The sequence below is a fragment of the Chitinophaga pinensis genome (assembly GCF_007896845.1).
Classification (GTDB): Bacteria; Bacteroidota; Bacteroidia; order Chitinophagales; family Chitinophagaceae; genus Chitinophaga; species Chitinophaga pinensis_C.
The window spans coordinates 212,286-228,732 of record NZ_VOHS01000004.1 but is presented as its reverse complement, the minus strand read 5'-3'; the positions used below and the strand labels follow the sequence as shown (position 1 = coordinate 228,732).

Annotated in this window: 13 protein-coding genes; 2 read left to right on the top strand and 11 right to left on the bottom strand. The window is 44.2% G+C overall.

Annotated elements, in window-relative coordinates; translation table 11 throughout:
* Nucleotides 1-4: 4 nt before the first annotated feature.
* From FEF09_RS05935 to FEF09_RS05925, 3 genes are all read right to left on the bottom strand, one after another.
* Nucleotides 5-3,397 carry a SusC/RagA family TonB-linked outer membrane protein gene (locus FEF09_RS05935; protein WP_146304257.1) on the bottom strand — a complete coding sequence of 1,131 codons (3,393 nt, stop codon included), beginning with the start codon at nt 3,395-3,397 and terminating at the stop codon, nt 5-7.
* A gap of 92 nt (nt 3,398-3,489) precedes the next feature.
* A complete protein-coding gene (locus FEF09_RS05930; protein ID WP_146304256.1) occupies nt 3,490-4,473 on the bottom strand; it encodes a FecR family protein in 984 nt (327 codons plus the stop codon).
* Between the two features lie 99 nt (nt 4,474-4,572).
* Nucleotides 4,573-5,169, bottom strand: a complete 597-nt coding sequence (locus FEF09_RS05925; RefSeq protein WP_186774203.1) for an RNA polymerase sigma factor — start codon at nt 5,167-5,169, stop codon at nt 4,573-4,575.
* 457 nt (nt 5,170-5,626) lie between these two features.
* Here FEF09_RS05925 and dnaG point away from each other — a divergent pair, with 457 nt between their 5' ends.
* Complete coding sequence (dnaG, locus tag FEF09_RS05920; RefSeq protein ID WP_146304254.1) at nt 5,627-7,615, top strand: DNA primase; 1,989 nt, start codon at nt 5,627-5,629, stop codon at nt 7,613-7,615.
* 95 nt (nt 7,616-7,710) lie between these two features.
* On the opposite strand, the gene FEF09_RS05915 is transcribed toward dnaG, so the two are convergent.
* From FEF09_RS05915 to FEF09_RS05900, 4 genes are all read right to left on the bottom strand, one after another.
* Nucleotides 7,711-8,205 carry a dihydrofolate reductase gene (locus FEF09_RS05915; RefSeq protein ID WP_146304253.1) on the bottom strand — a complete coding sequence of 165 codons (495 nt, stop codon included), beginning with the start codon at nt 8,203-8,205 and terminating at the stop codon, nt 7,711-7,713.
* Nucleotides 8,206-8,248: 43 nt separating this feature from the next.
* On the bottom strand, nt 8,249-9,043 hold the full coding sequence (locus tag FEF09_RS05910) for a thymidylate synthase (RefSeq protein ID WP_146304252.1): 795 nt from the start codon (nt 9,041-9,043) through the stop codon (nt 8,249-8,251).
* 30 nt (nt 9,044-9,073) lie between these two features.
* A complete protein-coding gene (locus tag FEF09_RS05905; RefSeq protein WP_146304251.1) occupies nt 9,074-9,499 on the bottom strand; it encodes a hypothetical protein in 426 nt (141 codons plus the stop codon).
* Between the two features lie 149 nt (nt 9,500-9,648).
* A complete protein-coding gene (locus tag FEF09_RS05900) occupies nt 9,649-10,827 on the bottom strand; it encodes a proline dehydrogenase family protein (RefSeq protein WP_146304250.1) in 1,179 nt (392 codons plus the stop codon).
* Nucleotides 10,828-11,035: 208 nt separating this feature from the next.
* Here FEF09_RS05900 and FEF09_RS05895 point away from each other — a divergent pair, with 208 nt between their 5' ends.
* A complete protein-coding gene (locus tag FEF09_RS05895; RefSeq protein ID WP_186774202.1) occupies nt 11,036-11,821 on the top strand; it encodes a FecR family protein in 786 nt (261 codons plus the stop codon).
* Nucleotides 11,822-12,206: 385 nt separating this feature from the next.
* Here FEF09_RS05895 and FEF09_RS05890 read toward each other — a convergent pair whose 3' ends face one another.
* The 4 genes from FEF09_RS05890 to FEF09_RS05875 form a co-directional block, all read right to left on the bottom strand.
* Entirely contained in the window at nt 12,207-12,659 is a 453-nt protein-coding gene (locus tag FEF09_RS05890) for a DUF6934 family protein (RefSeq protein WP_146304248.1), read from the bottom strand.
* Nucleotides 12,660-12,814: 155 nt separating this feature from the next.
* A complete protein-coding gene (locus tag FEF09_RS05885) occupies nt 12,815-14,023 on the bottom strand; it encodes an NAD(P)/FAD-dependent oxidoreductase (RefSeq protein WP_146304247.1) in 1,209 nt (402 codons plus the stop codon).
* A gap of 124 nt (nt 14,024-14,147) precedes the next feature.
* Nucleotides 14,148-15,179, bottom strand: coding sequence for a sugar phosphate isomerase/epimerase family protein (locus FEF09_RS05880; protein WP_146304246.1), 1,032 nt, complete (start codon nt 15,177-15,179; stop codon nt 14,148-14,150).
* Between the two features lie 212 nt (nt 15,180-15,391).
* Complete coding sequence (locus tag FEF09_RS05875; protein WP_146304245.1) at nt 15,392-16,444, bottom strand: bile acid:sodium symporter family protein; 1,053 nt, start codon at nt 16,442-16,444, stop codon at nt 15,392-15,394.
* Nucleotides 16,445-16,447 lie beyond the last annotated feature (3 nt).

Below are 16,447 nucleotides of genomic sequence, written 5' to 3'. Positions count from 1 at the left end.
TAGTTTAGAATTGCACATTTAATCCAAAAGTGAATGTCTTCACCTGCGGGTAGTACCTGCTATCATTCGGAGATTCCGGATCAATATCACTTGCAAGAGAAGAGAAGGTCAGCAGGTTCTGGCCACTTACATAAAGACGGCATCTGTCAAAGCCTGCGCGTTTCATGATATGAGAAGGCAATGTATAACCCAGCTGCACACTTTTCAGACGCACATACGCACCGCTTTTTACCCAGTAAGAAGAGGACTGATAGTTCTGCAGTGTGCTTACGAGTCTTGGGAAATCAGCGCCGGTATTTGCAGGCGTCCAGCTGTTCAGGTGTTCTTCTCTGAAGTTACCATCTGTATTGGTTGGTGCTCTTTCTATCGGCAAGGTGTGGATATCCACTTTACCTACTCCCTGAAAGAAAGCGGTAAAGTCAAAATTCTTATAGTCTGCCCCCAGATTAATACCATAAGTATATCTTGGGATATTGCTACCCAGATATACCATGTCGCCACCTTTATCGACTGCACCTTCTTTTACCTGCTTATCTCCATTCTGGTCCTTATAAATCAGATCACCTGCACCTGTAGTCGGGAATGGCTGTGTGGCATGTCCTGCTACCTGTGCTGCATTCTGGAAGATACCTTCTACCTGATAGCCATAGAAACTACCGATTGAATTGCCGGTTACAAGTCCTGTATAGATGTAGTTATTGTCCCTTGATATCGCATCTGTATTCTTAATATCAATGATTCTGTTACGTACATCAGACAGGTTAGCGCCTACATTGTAGTTAAATTCACCGATCTTACCGCGATAGTTCAGTGCGAATTCCCATCCTTTATTTCTCACTTTACCTGCATTCTGTGCAGAAGGATCCAGCCCTATGGATGGAGCGATCGGCAGGAACAACAGGATGTCGTTCGTGTTCTTCACATAATAGTCAAAGGTGAAATCCAGATTCTTGAATATCGTACCATCAACACCCACATCGGTCATCACAGTAGTTTCCCAGGTCAGACCGGAGTTGGGATAGATCGTAATACCGGCAGCTGGTTTCAGTACACCACCAAAAGGATAGCTGTTGTAGTAATATTGTGATTGGTAAGGGTAGTTAGTGGTCAATTTATCTCTGTCCAGTATCACATCATTACCCAGTTTACCCCATGAACCACGCAGTTTCAGGTTATTGATGAAGGAAACTTCTTTCATGAATTCTTCAGCGGAGATACGCCATCCTGCGGAGAAAGACGGGAATACGCCCCATTTCTGTCCATCGGAGAAGCGGGAAGAACCATCACGGCGAAGGTTCGCTTCAAACAGATATTTATCATCAAATGAGTAATTCAGTCTGCCGAAGAATGATACCAGAGAGTAAGCAACTGCATTACCTTCTGTGATCTGTCCGTTCTGTTCACCTGCATCGATCTGGTTCAATCCACCAGCCAGATTTACCCTGTAGCCGCTGAGGTCATCAGTCGTTTCTGAGAGACGGGAAGCACCACCCAATACAGTAAAGTTGTGTTTACCGATGTTGTGGGTGTATTCCGCTAATCCCTGATAGTTACGGAACCAGTAGCCCTGATAAGATTTCTTCACTGAGTTTTGTCCGAGTGGCAGCGGATCCTGATTCGTACCCGGGTCTTTGAAATAGATCAGTGTTTTCTCACGAACGCTGTTGTAATCGGATCTGTAGTTAACGGATGTAAGGCCGGTCAGTTTTAAACCTTTTACAAGGTTGTAGGTAGCTTTAAAGTTACCTGTAAACAGATTGCTTTTATACTGATACAGGCCACCTTCTTCCTGCAGGCGGATCGGGTTCTGTCCACCTCTGATCACCGGCCATGTGCCATCAGCATATCTGGTCGGATATAGCGGATTAATAATAGCCGCCTGTCCGAACTGATACCATGCAGAACCGGAAGCACCCTGTGGCTCTTGTCTGTCGCCGAGACGTGCAGCGATATCAGCATTGAAGCTCAGTTTCTTTGTAACATTGATATCTGTGTTCAGACGTACCGTAATACGATTGAAATCCATGTTTTTGATCAGACCTGTCTGATCGAAATAGTTTGTAGAGAAACGATATTTCACATCTTCTGTACCACCACTGATGCCGAGGCTATGCTCCTGTTGAAAACCGCTACCGGTAAGGATAGCATCCAGCCAATAATTGTCCGGATTAGTGAAGTTATCACGATTAGGATTATCGTATGCAGCAATCTGTGCAGCTGTGTAGGAAGCAGAACCACCTGAATTGGACGCTGTCAGATTCGCCAGATTCATGAAATCTTTCGCACCTACATATTTTGCCAGACGGGCAGGTGTCTGCCATGCAAAATAATTAGAGTACGTCACTTTCGGTTTACCGGAAGCACCTCTTTTAGTAGTGATCAGTATTACACCGTTGGCCGCTCTCACACCATAGATAGCGGAGGAAGCAGCATCTTTCAATACAGACATAGAAGCAATATCATTTGCATCGATGTCATTCATATTCATCTGCACTCCATCTACCAGTACTAAAGGATCTGTACTATTCATTGTACCGACACCACGGATACGTACTGTACCCTGATCTACACCCGGCTGACCGCTGGTGGTAGTAACTGTTACACCGGAAGCAACCCCCTGAAGCGCGGAAGATACCTGTCCTACAGGTTTCCAGTTCAGGTCTTTTCCGTCAACAGCTGCGATAGCACCAGTGACATTTACTTTCTTCTGTGTACCATAAGCTACTACGACTACTTCATTCATCGCGGTAACATCAGCCATCAGTTTTACTGCGAAGGAAGTACGGTTACCTACTTTTATTTCCTGTTTGGTATAACCGATAAAGGAAAATTCCAGTACGGCATTTTCATCAGGCACCTGCAAAGACCAGGAACCATCTGTACCCGTACTTGTACCATTAGATGTACCTTTTACCAGTACAGTCACACCCGGTATCGGCTGACCTTTATCATCAGTGACGGTACCTTTTACAGGAATTGCCGCAGGCGCTGCGACAGCAAGTGTTTCCGCCAGTTGTGCAGGTGTGTTTTCACCAGCAGGTGGCGGTGCGTCCGCAGGTTCATCATCCTGAGAGAATACGATATAGAAGCTATCACCCATCTTCTTATAGCGAAGCTTATTAGGACTGGTGATGTTTTTCAATTCTTCTTCGAGAGAAGCATGTTTTGTGTTTTCTACATGTGACAACTGCAATTTTGCAAGATTGCTTTTGTACATGAAGTGCACATTATATTTTACTTCAAGCCCATCCAGCACATTTTTCAATGACTTTGTCTGTGATCTTTCAAGAGGGCGTAGGGGTTTTCCCAGCGAGGCCAGGTCCTGCCCTTCTGCTGGCATATGGCAATAGCATGCCATGCCCATAGCAGCCATAAAGGCACTAATGAACTTGTTCATGAGATTTAAATTTGAGTGATTACCTCTGCTGCGGTCACTGCCTGCCGTTGTACACCAGCCAGCAGTTTTTACTGCATTTTTGTTTTTACTAATTAGTTTTCCTTCTCAATAATGACACTGTTGTCAACATGGCTCACCTTCAGGTGAAATAGTTGCGAAAGCCCTTCCAGCAACATATCGATCTGCTGTCCCGGTACAGTCCCTGTAAATTGTTGCTGTAACAAAGCTGAATCTTTGATCTCTACAGTTACGCCGTAGGTGTCTTCTAACAATTGTGCCAGTTCTGCGAAGCTGGCATTTTCAAAATGAAGATTGTTAGTTTTCCAGGATGAATAACTCTGTGCGTTGGTATTCTTCCTGACCTTTGTGCGCACCTGTTCCTTGTATTCAACAAGATCTCCCGGTTGCATAATGATCGCTTCTTCCGGTGTTTTACTGCTGTGCAGCTTTACCTTTCCGCTATTCAGCACTACCTGCATACGACCATGACGATCGACGAGATTAAAGCTGGTACCCAGTACTTCCACATCCATTTTACTGGCAGTGTGCACCATGAATGAACGGGGAACAGAGGATGGTTTGATAGAGAAAAAAGCTTCCCCTTCTACCCATACTTCACGATTGCTGTTCTCATCCCATTTGCCGGAATAGCGTAAAGTACTGTTGCCATTCAGTGTAACAACCGACTGATCGGGCAATACGACAGTACGTACTTCTCCGTAAGCTGTTTGAAAAACAGTAGCGCGATGATCACCGAACATCTTCCATCCGCCGTAGGCGAGCAGGATCGAGCCCGATAACATGGCAGCCACTTTGAGACCTGTAAACCGGCGGTTCCGGCGATGCCGTAACTGTTCCTGACCTGTAGTATCCAGTATGCGCTGGTAGAGGTCTGCCGCCTGTGATGTAGACATAAGCATGTCTGGTTTTTCACTGTCCAGTTCCTGCGTCATTGCAGTTTCCAGATATTCCCGTCCTTCGGGCGTGGTAAACCATTCCAGTACTCTTTCGTATTCTTCAGGAGTACATTGGTTATGCTCGTACTTATGTAGCAGACTTTGGTCGAATAGCTCCATAATGTGGATTACAATGATAAAATCAACAAGTAAGTCGTTACGTTCTGTATAATACTACACCCGGGAAAATGAAAAGTATTATACCAACAGAAAAAAAATTTAAAAAAAGATAACAAGGAGAATTAGCAGGCAGAAGAAGGTACTCATCATGATCTTGAGGACGTGTCGCAGGGTTTTGCTGGCCTGGGCATATTGAAATTTGACGGTATTAATGGACAATCCTAGTTTTTCCGCCACTTCTTCGTTACTCAGTCCTTCATAGGAGCGGAGACGGAAGATCTTTTTCTTCTGGGCGGACAAACTTTCCACTGCGCGGTCCACTACCTTTTTGTAGTCATTCAGGATGACAGTGGACTCTGCGTCACGGTGATCAGCCGCGGCATTGTATAATAGTTCATATTGTTTGGAAAGGCTGCGTTTCTGATCGCGGATGAGGTTCAATACATGAAACTTCAGGCATTTAAAAAGGAAATTACGTACGCCCTGTACAGGATCGAGTTCTGCCCTGTGTACCCAGACTTTTACGAAAGCTTCATGCACAGCATCTTCAGCAGCCGTATCGCTTTTCAGATATTTATAGGCAGTACCGTACAGTAACTGATGATAGGTAGCGTATAATTCCTCAAAAGCGTTATGATCACTATTGCGCAGGCGTGCCGCCAGCCGTTGGTCGTTATTGATAAAATGCGTTAACACAAATCTGTCCCCTCTTGGTAGTGCTGTTTTGGTTTTCGAAAACGTGTTAACCGAAATTAGGATATGCTGCTCTTTAAAAGGCATGTTAAATTACCCTATTAAGGTACTTTTTTACCATATGTTACTTTTCGCTGCAGTATTTCAGCTGATTTACTATCAGTTGAGCCAGTTTTCCTCCTGAAATGAGAAAGGTGGCTATCGGCTCATTAAAAGGGTCGGATCAGGAATATATTTGGGAGATAAGCCGTAGATAACCCGTATATAAGCCGTATATAAGCCATTCTTCATAGATACGGATTATATACGGGTTATCTACGGCTTATCTATGGCCACACAAGGAATCATCAACTATATAAAGATGATTTACAGTGCTTTATTCACCTCTTTGCTATTGGAGTAAGAACAGATTCCTGCCCGGTGAATTTTGCTTAAATTTGCTGTCTGAATTTTTAGCCCATTGATTTCACAGAATACCATACAACAGATACTCAGCCGGATTGACATTGTGGAGATAGTGGGCAATTTCGTGAAACTGAAAAAGCGCGGCGCCAACTACCTCGGACTTTGTCCGTTTCATAATGAGAAGAGTCCCTCCTTCACGGTTACTCCCAGCAAGGAGATATTCAAGTGTTTTGGCTGCGGACAAAGCGGAAATGCCATTAAGTTCATCATGGAGCATGAGAAGTATTCTTATGTGGAAGCGCTGCGCTGGCTGGCGCAGAAATATGATGTTCCGATTGAAGAAACGGAGGTAAGTCCGGAAGTCAGACAGCAACAGCTGATGGCTGACAGCCTCTACATCATCAATAATTTCGCACGCGAATACTTTTCCAATACCCTTTTCAATACTGAAGAAGGCCAGAATGTTGGTCTGAGTTACTTTGAAGAACGTGGTTTTACACAGGAGACCATCCGCAAGTTTCAGCTGGGTTACAGTCTGAACACCTGGGACGCTTTTACCAAAACCGCCCTTGCCAAAGGCTATAATCTCGATTATCTACAGAAAACAGGACTGGTCACCGTCAGAAATGAGCAACCCGGTGATAACTACCGTGGCCGTGTGATCTTTCCGATCCATAACCAGAGCGGAAAGGTATTGGGATTCGGCGCCCGTATTCTCGTTAAAAACGACCGTGCGCCGAAATATGTCAATTCTCCGGAGAACGAGATCTATGTTAAAAACCGGGTACTGTATGGAACCTATTTCGCCCGGCATGCGATTGACAAACTGAATGAATGTCTGCTCGTAGAAGGTTATACAGACGTTGTGTCCCTGCATCAGGCGGGTATTGAGAACGTTGTTGCCTCCAGCGGTACCTCCCTTACGCAGCATCAGCTCAGACTCATTAAGAAATATACCAACAACCTGACCATTCTCTTTGACGGGGATAATGCGGGTGTCAAGGCTGCATTGAGAGGGCTGGATATGGCCATCGAGGAAGGGTTGAACGTAAAGCTCGTTTTAATCCCCGATAAGGAGGATCCGGACAGTTACGTACAGAAGATAGGTGCAGATGCCTTTCGTGAATTTATTGCCAATAACAAGCAGGATTTCGTGCTGTTCAAGCTGCAGATCTCTATGCAGGAGGCAGGCAATGACAGCAGCCGTAAATCACAGCTGGTAAATGAGATCGCAGAGACCATCTCCAAGATCGACAAAACAGAAGACTTCACCAGACAGCAGGATTACATCCGTCAGTGCAGTCAGTTGCTGAAGATCGATGAGCAGGGGCTTATTAATCTGGTCAATAAATTCATCCGCGAACGTTTCCAGAAGAAAGAACAACAATTCAACCGGGAAAACGCCAATAACAATGCTGCGGCTCCTGCTGTGGATGACGATCTTTCTCCGGAGGCCATTGCTGCCATGGAGGCGATGGAGAATGGCGGTGAACCGGCGGTGAACTTTTTCAATCCGGACGAAAAACAGGAACGGGAACTGGTGAAGATACTCCTACGTTTTGGCGATAAACCTTTCAGTGAGGAAGATCAAAGTACAGTGGCAGATTATATTTTCCATCTTCCTTATGATTTCGAATCACTGGCAGACAATGAAATGGTGAAACGTATACTACGGGAATACAAGGTGATGTATGATCAGGATAATCTGCCGGATAAAAAATGGTTCCTCTATCACAGCGATCAGGATGTGGCTACACTGGTGGTGGCTATCATGGAAGACAAGGAAGCCGAGCTCAGTACGGCCTGGAAAGATAAGTTTGAGATCGATACAGTGTATGGCGACAATGCTTACCTGAAAGATACGATCTCTACAACCAATTACCTGATCTTAAGAAAGATCCGTAAAATGATCATGGAGAATCAGCAGGAGATGGAACGATCGACTGTATTTGAGGATCAGATAAAGTGTATTGAGATGCACAAGCATTTGAAGGTATTGGAAAACGAATTGACACAGGGATTAGGAACGGTTATTTTCAGATAACTCTTTTCCTGATAATTTATAAAAGCGAATGGCCTGACTGATGCAGTCAGGCCATTCGCTTTTATAATATCTATTGCCGGAGCAATGAAACGGATCTATTGTTCTCTTTCCCACACCTGAAAGGTCAGGGCATGTGCATGTTTCTCATCTATCTCATGCCTTTCATTCTTTACCAGCTTCCATCCTCTGGGATCGAATTCAGGGAAATAGGTATCACCTTGTACGATAGCGTGTACACGTGTCAGGTACAATCTGTCTACTATAGACAGTGCCATTTTGAAGATCTCACCACCACCGGTAATAAAGATCTCTTCTGTACCGAAGGTTTTGGCCTTTTCGATACCTGCTTCCAGAGAAGGCACGATGTGCAGTCCTTCAGCAGCATATTCTTTCTGGCGGGTGATCATGATATTGGGTCTTCCCGGCAATACCCGTCCCAGTTCTTCGAAAGACTTACGGCCCATTACGATAGGTTTACCCATCGTTGTATCCTTAAAGTATTTCATATCAACCGGTAAATGCCAGGGCAGGTGATTATTGATCCCTATTACATTATTTTCAGAAGCCGCAACGATTATAGAAAGTGTCAAGCAGTAAACTTTTAGAATTAATAAAGTGATATTTCCGGTCCTCTTATATGGCTACAGGCGCCTTGATATGAGGGTGATGCTGATAGTTCAGCAGTTCAAAGTCTTCAAATTTGAAGCCGAATATATCTTTTACTGCCGGATTGATCTTCAGTGTTGGCAGTTCAAATGGCTGACGGCTGAGTTGCAGCTTCGCCTGTTCCATATGATTGCTATATAAGTGTACGTCTCCGAAAGTATGTACAAAATCACCCGGTTCCAGATCACATACCTGTGCCATCATCATCGTAAGGATGGCGTAGGAGGCGATATTGAAAGGTACGCCGAGGAATACGTCTGCGCTACGCTGATACAGCTGACAGCTCAGACGGCCGTCTGCTACATAAAACTGGAACAGACAGTGGCAGGGACTCAGTGCCATATCCGGCAGGTCGCCTACATTCCATGCATTTACGATGATTCTGCGGGAATCAGGGTTATTCTTAATTGTTTTTACTGCATCTGTGATCTGATCGATCACTCTGCCGTCTTTAGTTTCCCAACTACGCCATTGTTTACCATAAACTGGTCCCAGGTCTCCATTTTCATCAGCCCATTCATCCCAGATGCTCACACCGTGATCTTTCAGGTATTTGATATTGGTATCACCGTTCAGAAACCATAATAATTCATATATGATAGATTTCAGGTGCACCTTTTTGGTGGTGATCATGGGGAATCCTTCCTGCAGGTTAAATCTGAGCTGGGCGCCAAAGCAGCTGGTCGTACCTGTGCCGGTACGGTCTGTTTTCACACTGCCTTGATCTATAATGTGTTGGAGTAGTTTAAGGTATTGTTCCATGAGGCAAAGTAACGAAATTTTGCCTTTACCTTATTTTACACGGCTATATTTGACCGAACAAAAATTCAGACAATATCCGCTGGTCAGGACCAGAGTATCTTTTGTCAGCCGGTTAATAAAAAAAACGCCGGTCTGATCTTGCTGTGTAGCTTTAGAGAGGGTTAATACTGTATCACCGGCCGGATTGCTATAAGTCACAATTTCTAACTTATAGGTATCATATATCATCTTTTCTGAGACAAACAGGCCATCAGAAGAAAAAGAAATATTGATCTTTTCTGTGGTGGGTATCCATCCATTTCCTGTCAGGGATGACACCGCCTTCCATTCACCCCGGATATTAGCGATCGTTTTGGGCTGAGAAGCATAGTCTCCCGAAGGTTTGTTCTTATCTTTTTTACAGGCAATAAAGGTAAGGGTCATGGCTACGGCCATAAGCAGTACAGCATTTTTCATAACATTGAGTATTTATCTCGTTTTAAAGGGAATTTGTCTGTCACCCTAATCGACGCTTCCTGTTGAAATAAAAAAGCGTTTCACAACAGTTGTATATACTGTTATGAAACGCTCTTCATATTGAAAAGTTACATCGTCTGATAAAATTCCTAAATACCTCTACGCTTTCTTTCCTTACGGATAAGTCCTAATTCACGACCTACCTGACCGGAGATAGACGTGTTTTCCTGTGCACGACGCAGCAGGTATGGCATTACGTCTTTTACCGGACCATAAGGCAGGTATTTAGACACATGGTAACCGGCATGTGCCAGGTTAAACGTGATGTTATCGCTCATGCCCAGCAGCTGTGAGAAACTGACATGTGGGTGATCGTGTGGCAATTCCTGCTGGTGTAAGAGATTTGCAGCCAGCATGCTGCTTTGTTCATTATGTGTACCGACAAATACAGCCAGCTTATCAAGACGCTCCATACAGAACGTTACAGCGGCATTGTAATCACGGTCAGTTGCTTCTTTATCCGGCTGGATCGGAGAAGGATAACCCATCTCTTCCGCACGTTTACGCTCTTTTTCCATGTAAGCGCCTCTTACCAGTTTAGCACCGAGAAGGTAGCCCTGCTGCTCTGCCTTCTCAAAAGAGCGCTTCAGGAAGGCCAGTCTGTCGTGACGGTACATCTGGAAGGTATTATACACGATGGCGTTCGTTTTATTGAACTGTGCCATGAGTTCGTTGGTCAGGTCATCTACCGGCTGCTGAATCCAGGATTCTTCTGCATCTATCAGCAGACCTACCTTATGTTTAGCGGCTGTAGCTGCGATTGTCTGAATACGTTGACGTACCCTTGCGTACTCGGCCGCCTCTTCAGGCGTCAGGGTTTCGTTGGCATGCAGTTTTTCAAGCAGACTAAAACGGGCGAAGCCGGTCACTTTAATAGCGATAAAAGGAATATTGGGATTGCCTGCGGCATATTCAATCGCGCGGACGAATTCAGGTACCGCATGATCGTAGTTTTCCTCCCCTTCCATGGCTTCTACACCATAGTCCAATGCTACACCGACGTGGAATTTACCGAGTAAGCTGGCTGTAGCGGCCGCCTCCTGCAGATTTTCGCCTCCACAGAACTGGCTGAAGATAGTACTACGGATCAGTCCCTTAATGGGTAATCCTATCTTCAGGGCAAACGGCGTAACCGCTGCTCCTACTTTCACCAGCCAGGGCTTACCTATATTGGTAAACAGGAAGTCAGCTTTTTTCAATGCTTTGTCTGTCTTTGATTCAAAAGCTATGGCGGTATTCTCGAATGATAATGATAGCTGCTTTTCCATGGGGCGCAAAGTTATCGTACAGCAGGGTTTCAGCAAAAATGATCTGGCAACTATAACAATTCGATTACAATCGTTTTGAAAACATCTAATGAAAATCTCCCTTTCTTAAATAAATCAATCAGGAAATTCCCCTTATTTAAACTCAATAATGCTTCCTTCCTATATTTTTTTCTTTAATTTTATATCTTCATCAAAATCAGTATTCCCAGTGCCTTCCAACCAGCAGCATGCTATAACCCGCCGGAGAGCGGGCTTTTTCGTACTTATTATACTTTGTTCAGGGACCTTCCTGTCTGCCTGTAAACAAGGGAAAAAACCAGTTTTAGGGGGATTTCAGGAAGCAGGCGTACAATATACTACTTATGAGGGCGCCATCGGCGAGCGGACAAAAGTCACCTTACCCGGTGGACTATCCGTAATATTGAACAGTCATTCCCGACTGCTGGTACCACCTGATTTCTCCGCCAATCATACACTTCTACTGGACGGCGAGGCTTATTTTGATACTACAGCATTCCCCCTGACCATCAAAACCAATATTCTTGTAATGACGGCAAAGACGCCGGCCGCTTTCAAGATCCGTTGTTTTGAAGCACAGCAGGGCGCGACAGCCTATGTGTTAAAAGGAGAAGTTGAAGTGAAAAAGTCTTACCATTCCAAAACAGATACACTGCCGGAGCTATTAGCCAAAGGGAATATGGTACTGGCAAACAAGGAAATCGATCTGATGGAAAAGGAGACATACCATCCGGCAGATATGGAGACCTGGTTACAGGATAAGCTGGTTTTCCATGATGAGCCGTTTATGAATGCGGTAAGGAAACTGGAGGAATGGTATAGTACGGAGATTTATGTGGATGGTGATCCTTCGCATGCAGGTGGTGTGAATGGAGAGTTTCAGGGAATGTCTTTGAAGCGCGTGCTGGAAAAAATGAAAGAGACAGCGAAGTTTAGTTTTGATGTGAAGAAGAATAAGGTGATGATTGAGTTTTAGGATTGATAGCAACGTTTCCCGATTGATATCAGTGTTTCAGGGATTGATATCAGGAATAGCAAAATGCATGCTTTGATATATAGGTTAACGGGAAGTATTTGTCTTCTGCAGGTAGCCGGATATCAAAGCATGCATTTTTATTATAAAGACGTATGAATAGTCTCTGCAGGTCTCATATCAGGAGTGCCACGCGTAGCCAAAGATTGTAGTGCCGATTCATACTTTTTTACAAAGAAAGGTTCCTTTGAATAATCCTGCATATGCGGATCGATGGTATATTTAAATTTTGGAAGCCCCTTCCTTTCTTTTCTTTTTAATGTATTCAATGTCATATTTCAATTTTTATGTTTATTCTGTAATAACCTAAACTATTATTATAGTGGAATCACTTTCTACTAACGACGAAAGCCTCATAATTTCTATCCAGACGAAACACCTCCCAACTGCCCTGAAAATAACCTTTTACGTTAAAAAATCCTTTTATCTCCTCCCAGTAATTTTTCATCTTCATCTGGTACAGGCGTGTCCGGGAAGACGTACTTCCTTCAGCTTGTATCAGGCAACCCGGATATTTATCAGTAAACGTTATAACAGTACCAGCTACTGTTGCAAGTACTTTTAATACATCTCCGTTATTAGTCACACTTGCATCGTTCGGGCATCGGCTTCCTTCATCCCAATCTCCAAAACAGAGATTAAATCGCTGCATTCCATAAATATCATCTTGCAATTGTTGGTAGCTAACAACTTTCTTTATCTTCCCATTCGGACCCTCACTGTAAAACTCGAAGAACCCGGTGGCAGGATTAACTGAACAATGGTATGTATCTAAATTCATACATGCAAAATAATGCATACGACATCACCCCTGTGATGCCATGCAAACATGCATAAAAGTGAATAGCTACAACATTGGGGAAACAAAAAGTGAACAAACTGACAAATCATACAAATACACCTTTAAACCAGCCACTGCAAAGCATTTAAAAAAGACTACTCTCCTCTTCCAAACGCAAACATCGACTGTACCTTATCCTTTTTACCAAGGATAATATCCGTCAACATCTTTGCTGCAATCTGACTAAATGTGATGCCATTCCCGCCAAAACCCAACGCAAACAAGGTACGCGGCATTGCAGGATAATTACCAATAAAGGGAAGTCCGTCGGCAGTAGTAATAAAAGTACCCGTCCATTTAAACTCGGGTATAAACGGGATATGAGGGAACTTCTTCCCGAAATCACTTTTTAGCGCGGCGGCTTTCTTATGGATCAGTTTATCACGACGGGAAGGATTATAAAATTCTTCATCACGTCCACCGACAAGCAGACGCTTGTCCATCGTAGGACGCATGTATAGATAAGGGTCTTTGGTTTCCCATATCAGACAATCATTATACCAGCAACAATCATCGTCCGCTACTCTTTCACTGACGATGGCATAAGTAGAACGCAGTTCAATTAAAGGTTCTTTGATGTATTGGGAGGCCTCATACCCTGTGGCAACGACCAGATGTTTTGCTTTGATGTTATAGCCTTCTGATGTAGTAACGGTAACGCCGTTGCGGGTATGAGCGATATCCGTAACAGCCGTTTTATCAAAGACCTCCATCCCTTTACCGATATTGTACTGATGTAGTGAATGGGTCAGCATATAAGCATCCGTCTGCGCAGCAACAGCCGAATAGATAGCACCGGGTGCATCAAAACCCATATTCTTTCTGATCGTTTCAGCATCCCAGTAATCAACTTCAAAACCGGCTGCTTTCCGCGCGGCAAATTCCTTTTGAATCAGTGCAAGATCTTTCTTGTAAGAAGCCACAAAGAGACTCTCCTTCCGGTCGAACCATGGTGCTTTTATCTTTTTGCAGATCTTTTCCAATGCGGAGATAGATTCGTAACAAAGATGATAAGCAGTGACGGCATTCTTCTCTCCTATTTTTTCTGACAACTCCGTCAAGGGAATATCAATCTCATATTGCAACAGGGAAGTGCTCGCACAGGTACTTCCCAGCCCGATTGTACGCGCATCAACAACAATGGCAGGTATACCTGCTTCCGTCAGATAAAAGGCCGCTAATGCGCCTGAAATACCTCCCCCTATGATTAACACGTCTGTACTAAGGTCACGGTTCAGGCGGGGGTAATTAAATGGCAGACCGTATCTGACCAATGAATAAGGATATCCTGATTGAAGATCCAAGGGGCACAAAGTTTAGTTAACAAAGAGCAGGCAATTATTGTACCCCTGTGAACGCCGGCTCTAAAATAAAAACGGAGGCATATCGATATGACATACCTCCGTTTTACCAAATTCATCTCAGGCGTCAGCTGATTTCTGCGCCTACTTTCTTCAGCAACTCCAGCGTTTTGCGCACACCTTCCTCTTCAGAGAGTTTGCTGCCTTCATACTCGATTCCGATATGACCTGTATAACCGGCGTCCTTCACTATTTTTAACATCCTGCGATAGTCTGTTTCGATACAGTTACCATCTGCGTCAAAATCATGTGTTTTAGCACTTACTCCTTTTGCAAATGGCATCAGTTCAGTTACCCCTTCGTAACGATCATACTCTTCCAGACACTTTGTAGCTGCCCAGCCCTGTGGTGTATTATCCACAGGTTTGGTACGATTCAGGCAAAAGTTACCAAAATCGGGTAAGGTACCGCAATTCGGCATATTCACCTGTTTCATTACATTGGATAACCATTTACCATTAGAGGAACTGCCACCATGATTTTCTACAATCACACTGATATTGTGTGTATTGGCAAAGCCGGATAATTTAGCCAAAGACTCTGTTACCGCTTTGGATACATCATCTGGTTTGCCCTCTCCCGCTGCGTTTACACGGATAGCATGGCAACCAAGGTATTCTGCTGCTTCTACCCATTTGTAGTGATTTTCCACAGCTTTCATTCTTTTCTTCACGTCCAGATCTCCCATTTCACCTTCTCCATCAATCATAATGAGTACGCTGCGTACACCATTATCACTACAACGTTTCTTGAGATCTGCAAGGTATGCCTTATCAGTTGCCTTGTCTTTAAAGAACTGATTCACATACTCAACTGCCTCGATACCAAAGTCAGTCTTCGCTTTAGCCGGGAAGTCAAGATGGTTCAGTTTTCCTGAAAATAAAGCGTCATGAAAAGACCATTCTGCGAGCGAGATCTTAAAGAACAGCTCCTTTGCCGCAGCAGCACCAGATGTTCCGGCTACGTTGGTACTGTCTTTGCTCTCTTTTGTAGAAGAGCCGTTGTTGCAGGCGGCCAGGACAGAAGGCAAAAGGCCTGCTCCCATTGTGTACAATGCCATCTGCCTGAGAAATTCCCTACGGTGTTTAGGATTGTTCATATACGTGGTTTTATATAACAAAATACAATTTATGGGTCAAAGTGAGTGCCCTAATAAAAAAAACTGTAAAAAATTACCTTAAAAGAATAGTTTTTTCACATTTTGTCATTATCTTGATAGCCACTTAACTTGTAATTCCCGTTTGTCTTTATCTATATTCCACCTCATTTAATGTGCGGCAAGTTATTTTCAGCACATTGATACGTGATAAACTACAGCCGTTCCGTTTCCAGCGGGACGGCTTTTTCGTCAAGTATTGTTGCTGCAGGTGGATGCCTGTGCCACCACGAAGCCAGCAATGAACCGGTTACATTCATCAGCGGACCAAATACAGCCGGCGCCAGTCCGACAGTAGCAATCTTACCCATATTCTTAGCAATAGCAGTTGCCAGTCCACCGTTCTGCATACCCACCTCTATCGCAATAGTACGGCAATCCTGCTCGTTCATCCTTATTAACCGGCATAACCAATATCCCAGTGCATAACCTGAAAGGTTATGGATCAGTGAAGAAACTATTAGCAATACTCCAACATCCAGCAGACTCTCCCGTCCTTTAGCCGTTATAATGACAATAATAAAAGCGATCGCCGACATAGAAATCTTTGGCATTATGTTGTCCAGCCATTTCAGCTTACCACTCAGGAAATGATTGAACACCAGACCTGCGGCCACAGGCAGTATGACGATCTTGCAGATATCCCACATCATCGCCGTTACGCTGATATCAACATAGCTGCCTGCCAGCCAGCGCATCAGAAAAGGTGTCACAAACGGCGCCAGCATAGTAGAAACAGCTGTCAATGTCACTGATAATGCAAGATTGGCTTTCGCCAGATAAGAGATCACATTGGACGCCATCCCACAAGGTACCGTTCCTATAAGCACCACACCTGCTGCTATCTCCGGCGGGAAATTAAACAGATGCGCCAGAAACCAGCCTACAAAAGGCATAATGGTGAAATGGCATACCACTCCTGTGAATACGCCCATCGGCATTTTAATAACACCATAGAAATCACGTAAGCTCATCGCTGTTCCCATACCAAACATGATAATCTGTATCAGCGGCGTGATCAGCTTCGACAAGTCAAAGCCTCCCACAGTCAAAAAGTATTGAGGATAATACATAGCGGTTGTCACTGCTGCGAATATCGTCAGCGTATATACAAAACCGCGCGTCTGTTCACGTCTGGAGCAGATAATAGCCAGTACGATCCAGCACGCAATGATGAAAGGCCCGGCAAAGGGAAGTATTGTACTCATAAG

Coding starts and splice junctions, on each gene's coding strand:
- FEF09_RS05880 (WP_146304246.1), bottom strand. CDS start 15,179: ATGAACAATCCTAAACACCGTAGGGAATTTCTCAGGCAGATGGCATTG.
- FEF09_RS05930 (WP_146304256.1), bottom strand. CDS start 4,473: ATGGAGCTATTCGACCAAAGTCTGCTACATAAGTACGAGCATAACCAA.
- FEF09_RS05900 (WP_146304250.1), bottom strand. CDS start 10,827: ATGGAAAAGCAGCTATCATTATCATTCGAGAATACCGCCATAGCTTTT.
- FEF09_RS05905 (WP_146304251.1), bottom strand. CDS start 9,499: ATGAAAAATGCTGTACTGCTTATGGCCGTAGCCATGACCCTTACCTTT.
- FEF09_RS05910 (WP_146304252.1), bottom strand. CDS start 9,043: ATGGAACAATACCTTAAACTACTCCAACACATTATAGATCAAGGCAGT.
- FEF09_RS05935 (WP_146304257.1), bottom strand. CDS start 3,397: ATGAACAAGTTCATTAGTGCCTTTATGGCTGCTATGGGCATGGCATGC.
- FEF09_RS05875 (WP_146304245.1), bottom strand. CDS start 16,444: ATGAGTACAATACTTCCCTTTGCCGGGCCTTTCATCATTGCGTGCTGG.
- FEF09_RS05890 (WP_146304248.1), bottom strand. CDS start 12,659: ATGAATTTAGATACATACCATTGTTCAGTTAATCCTGCCACCGGGTTC.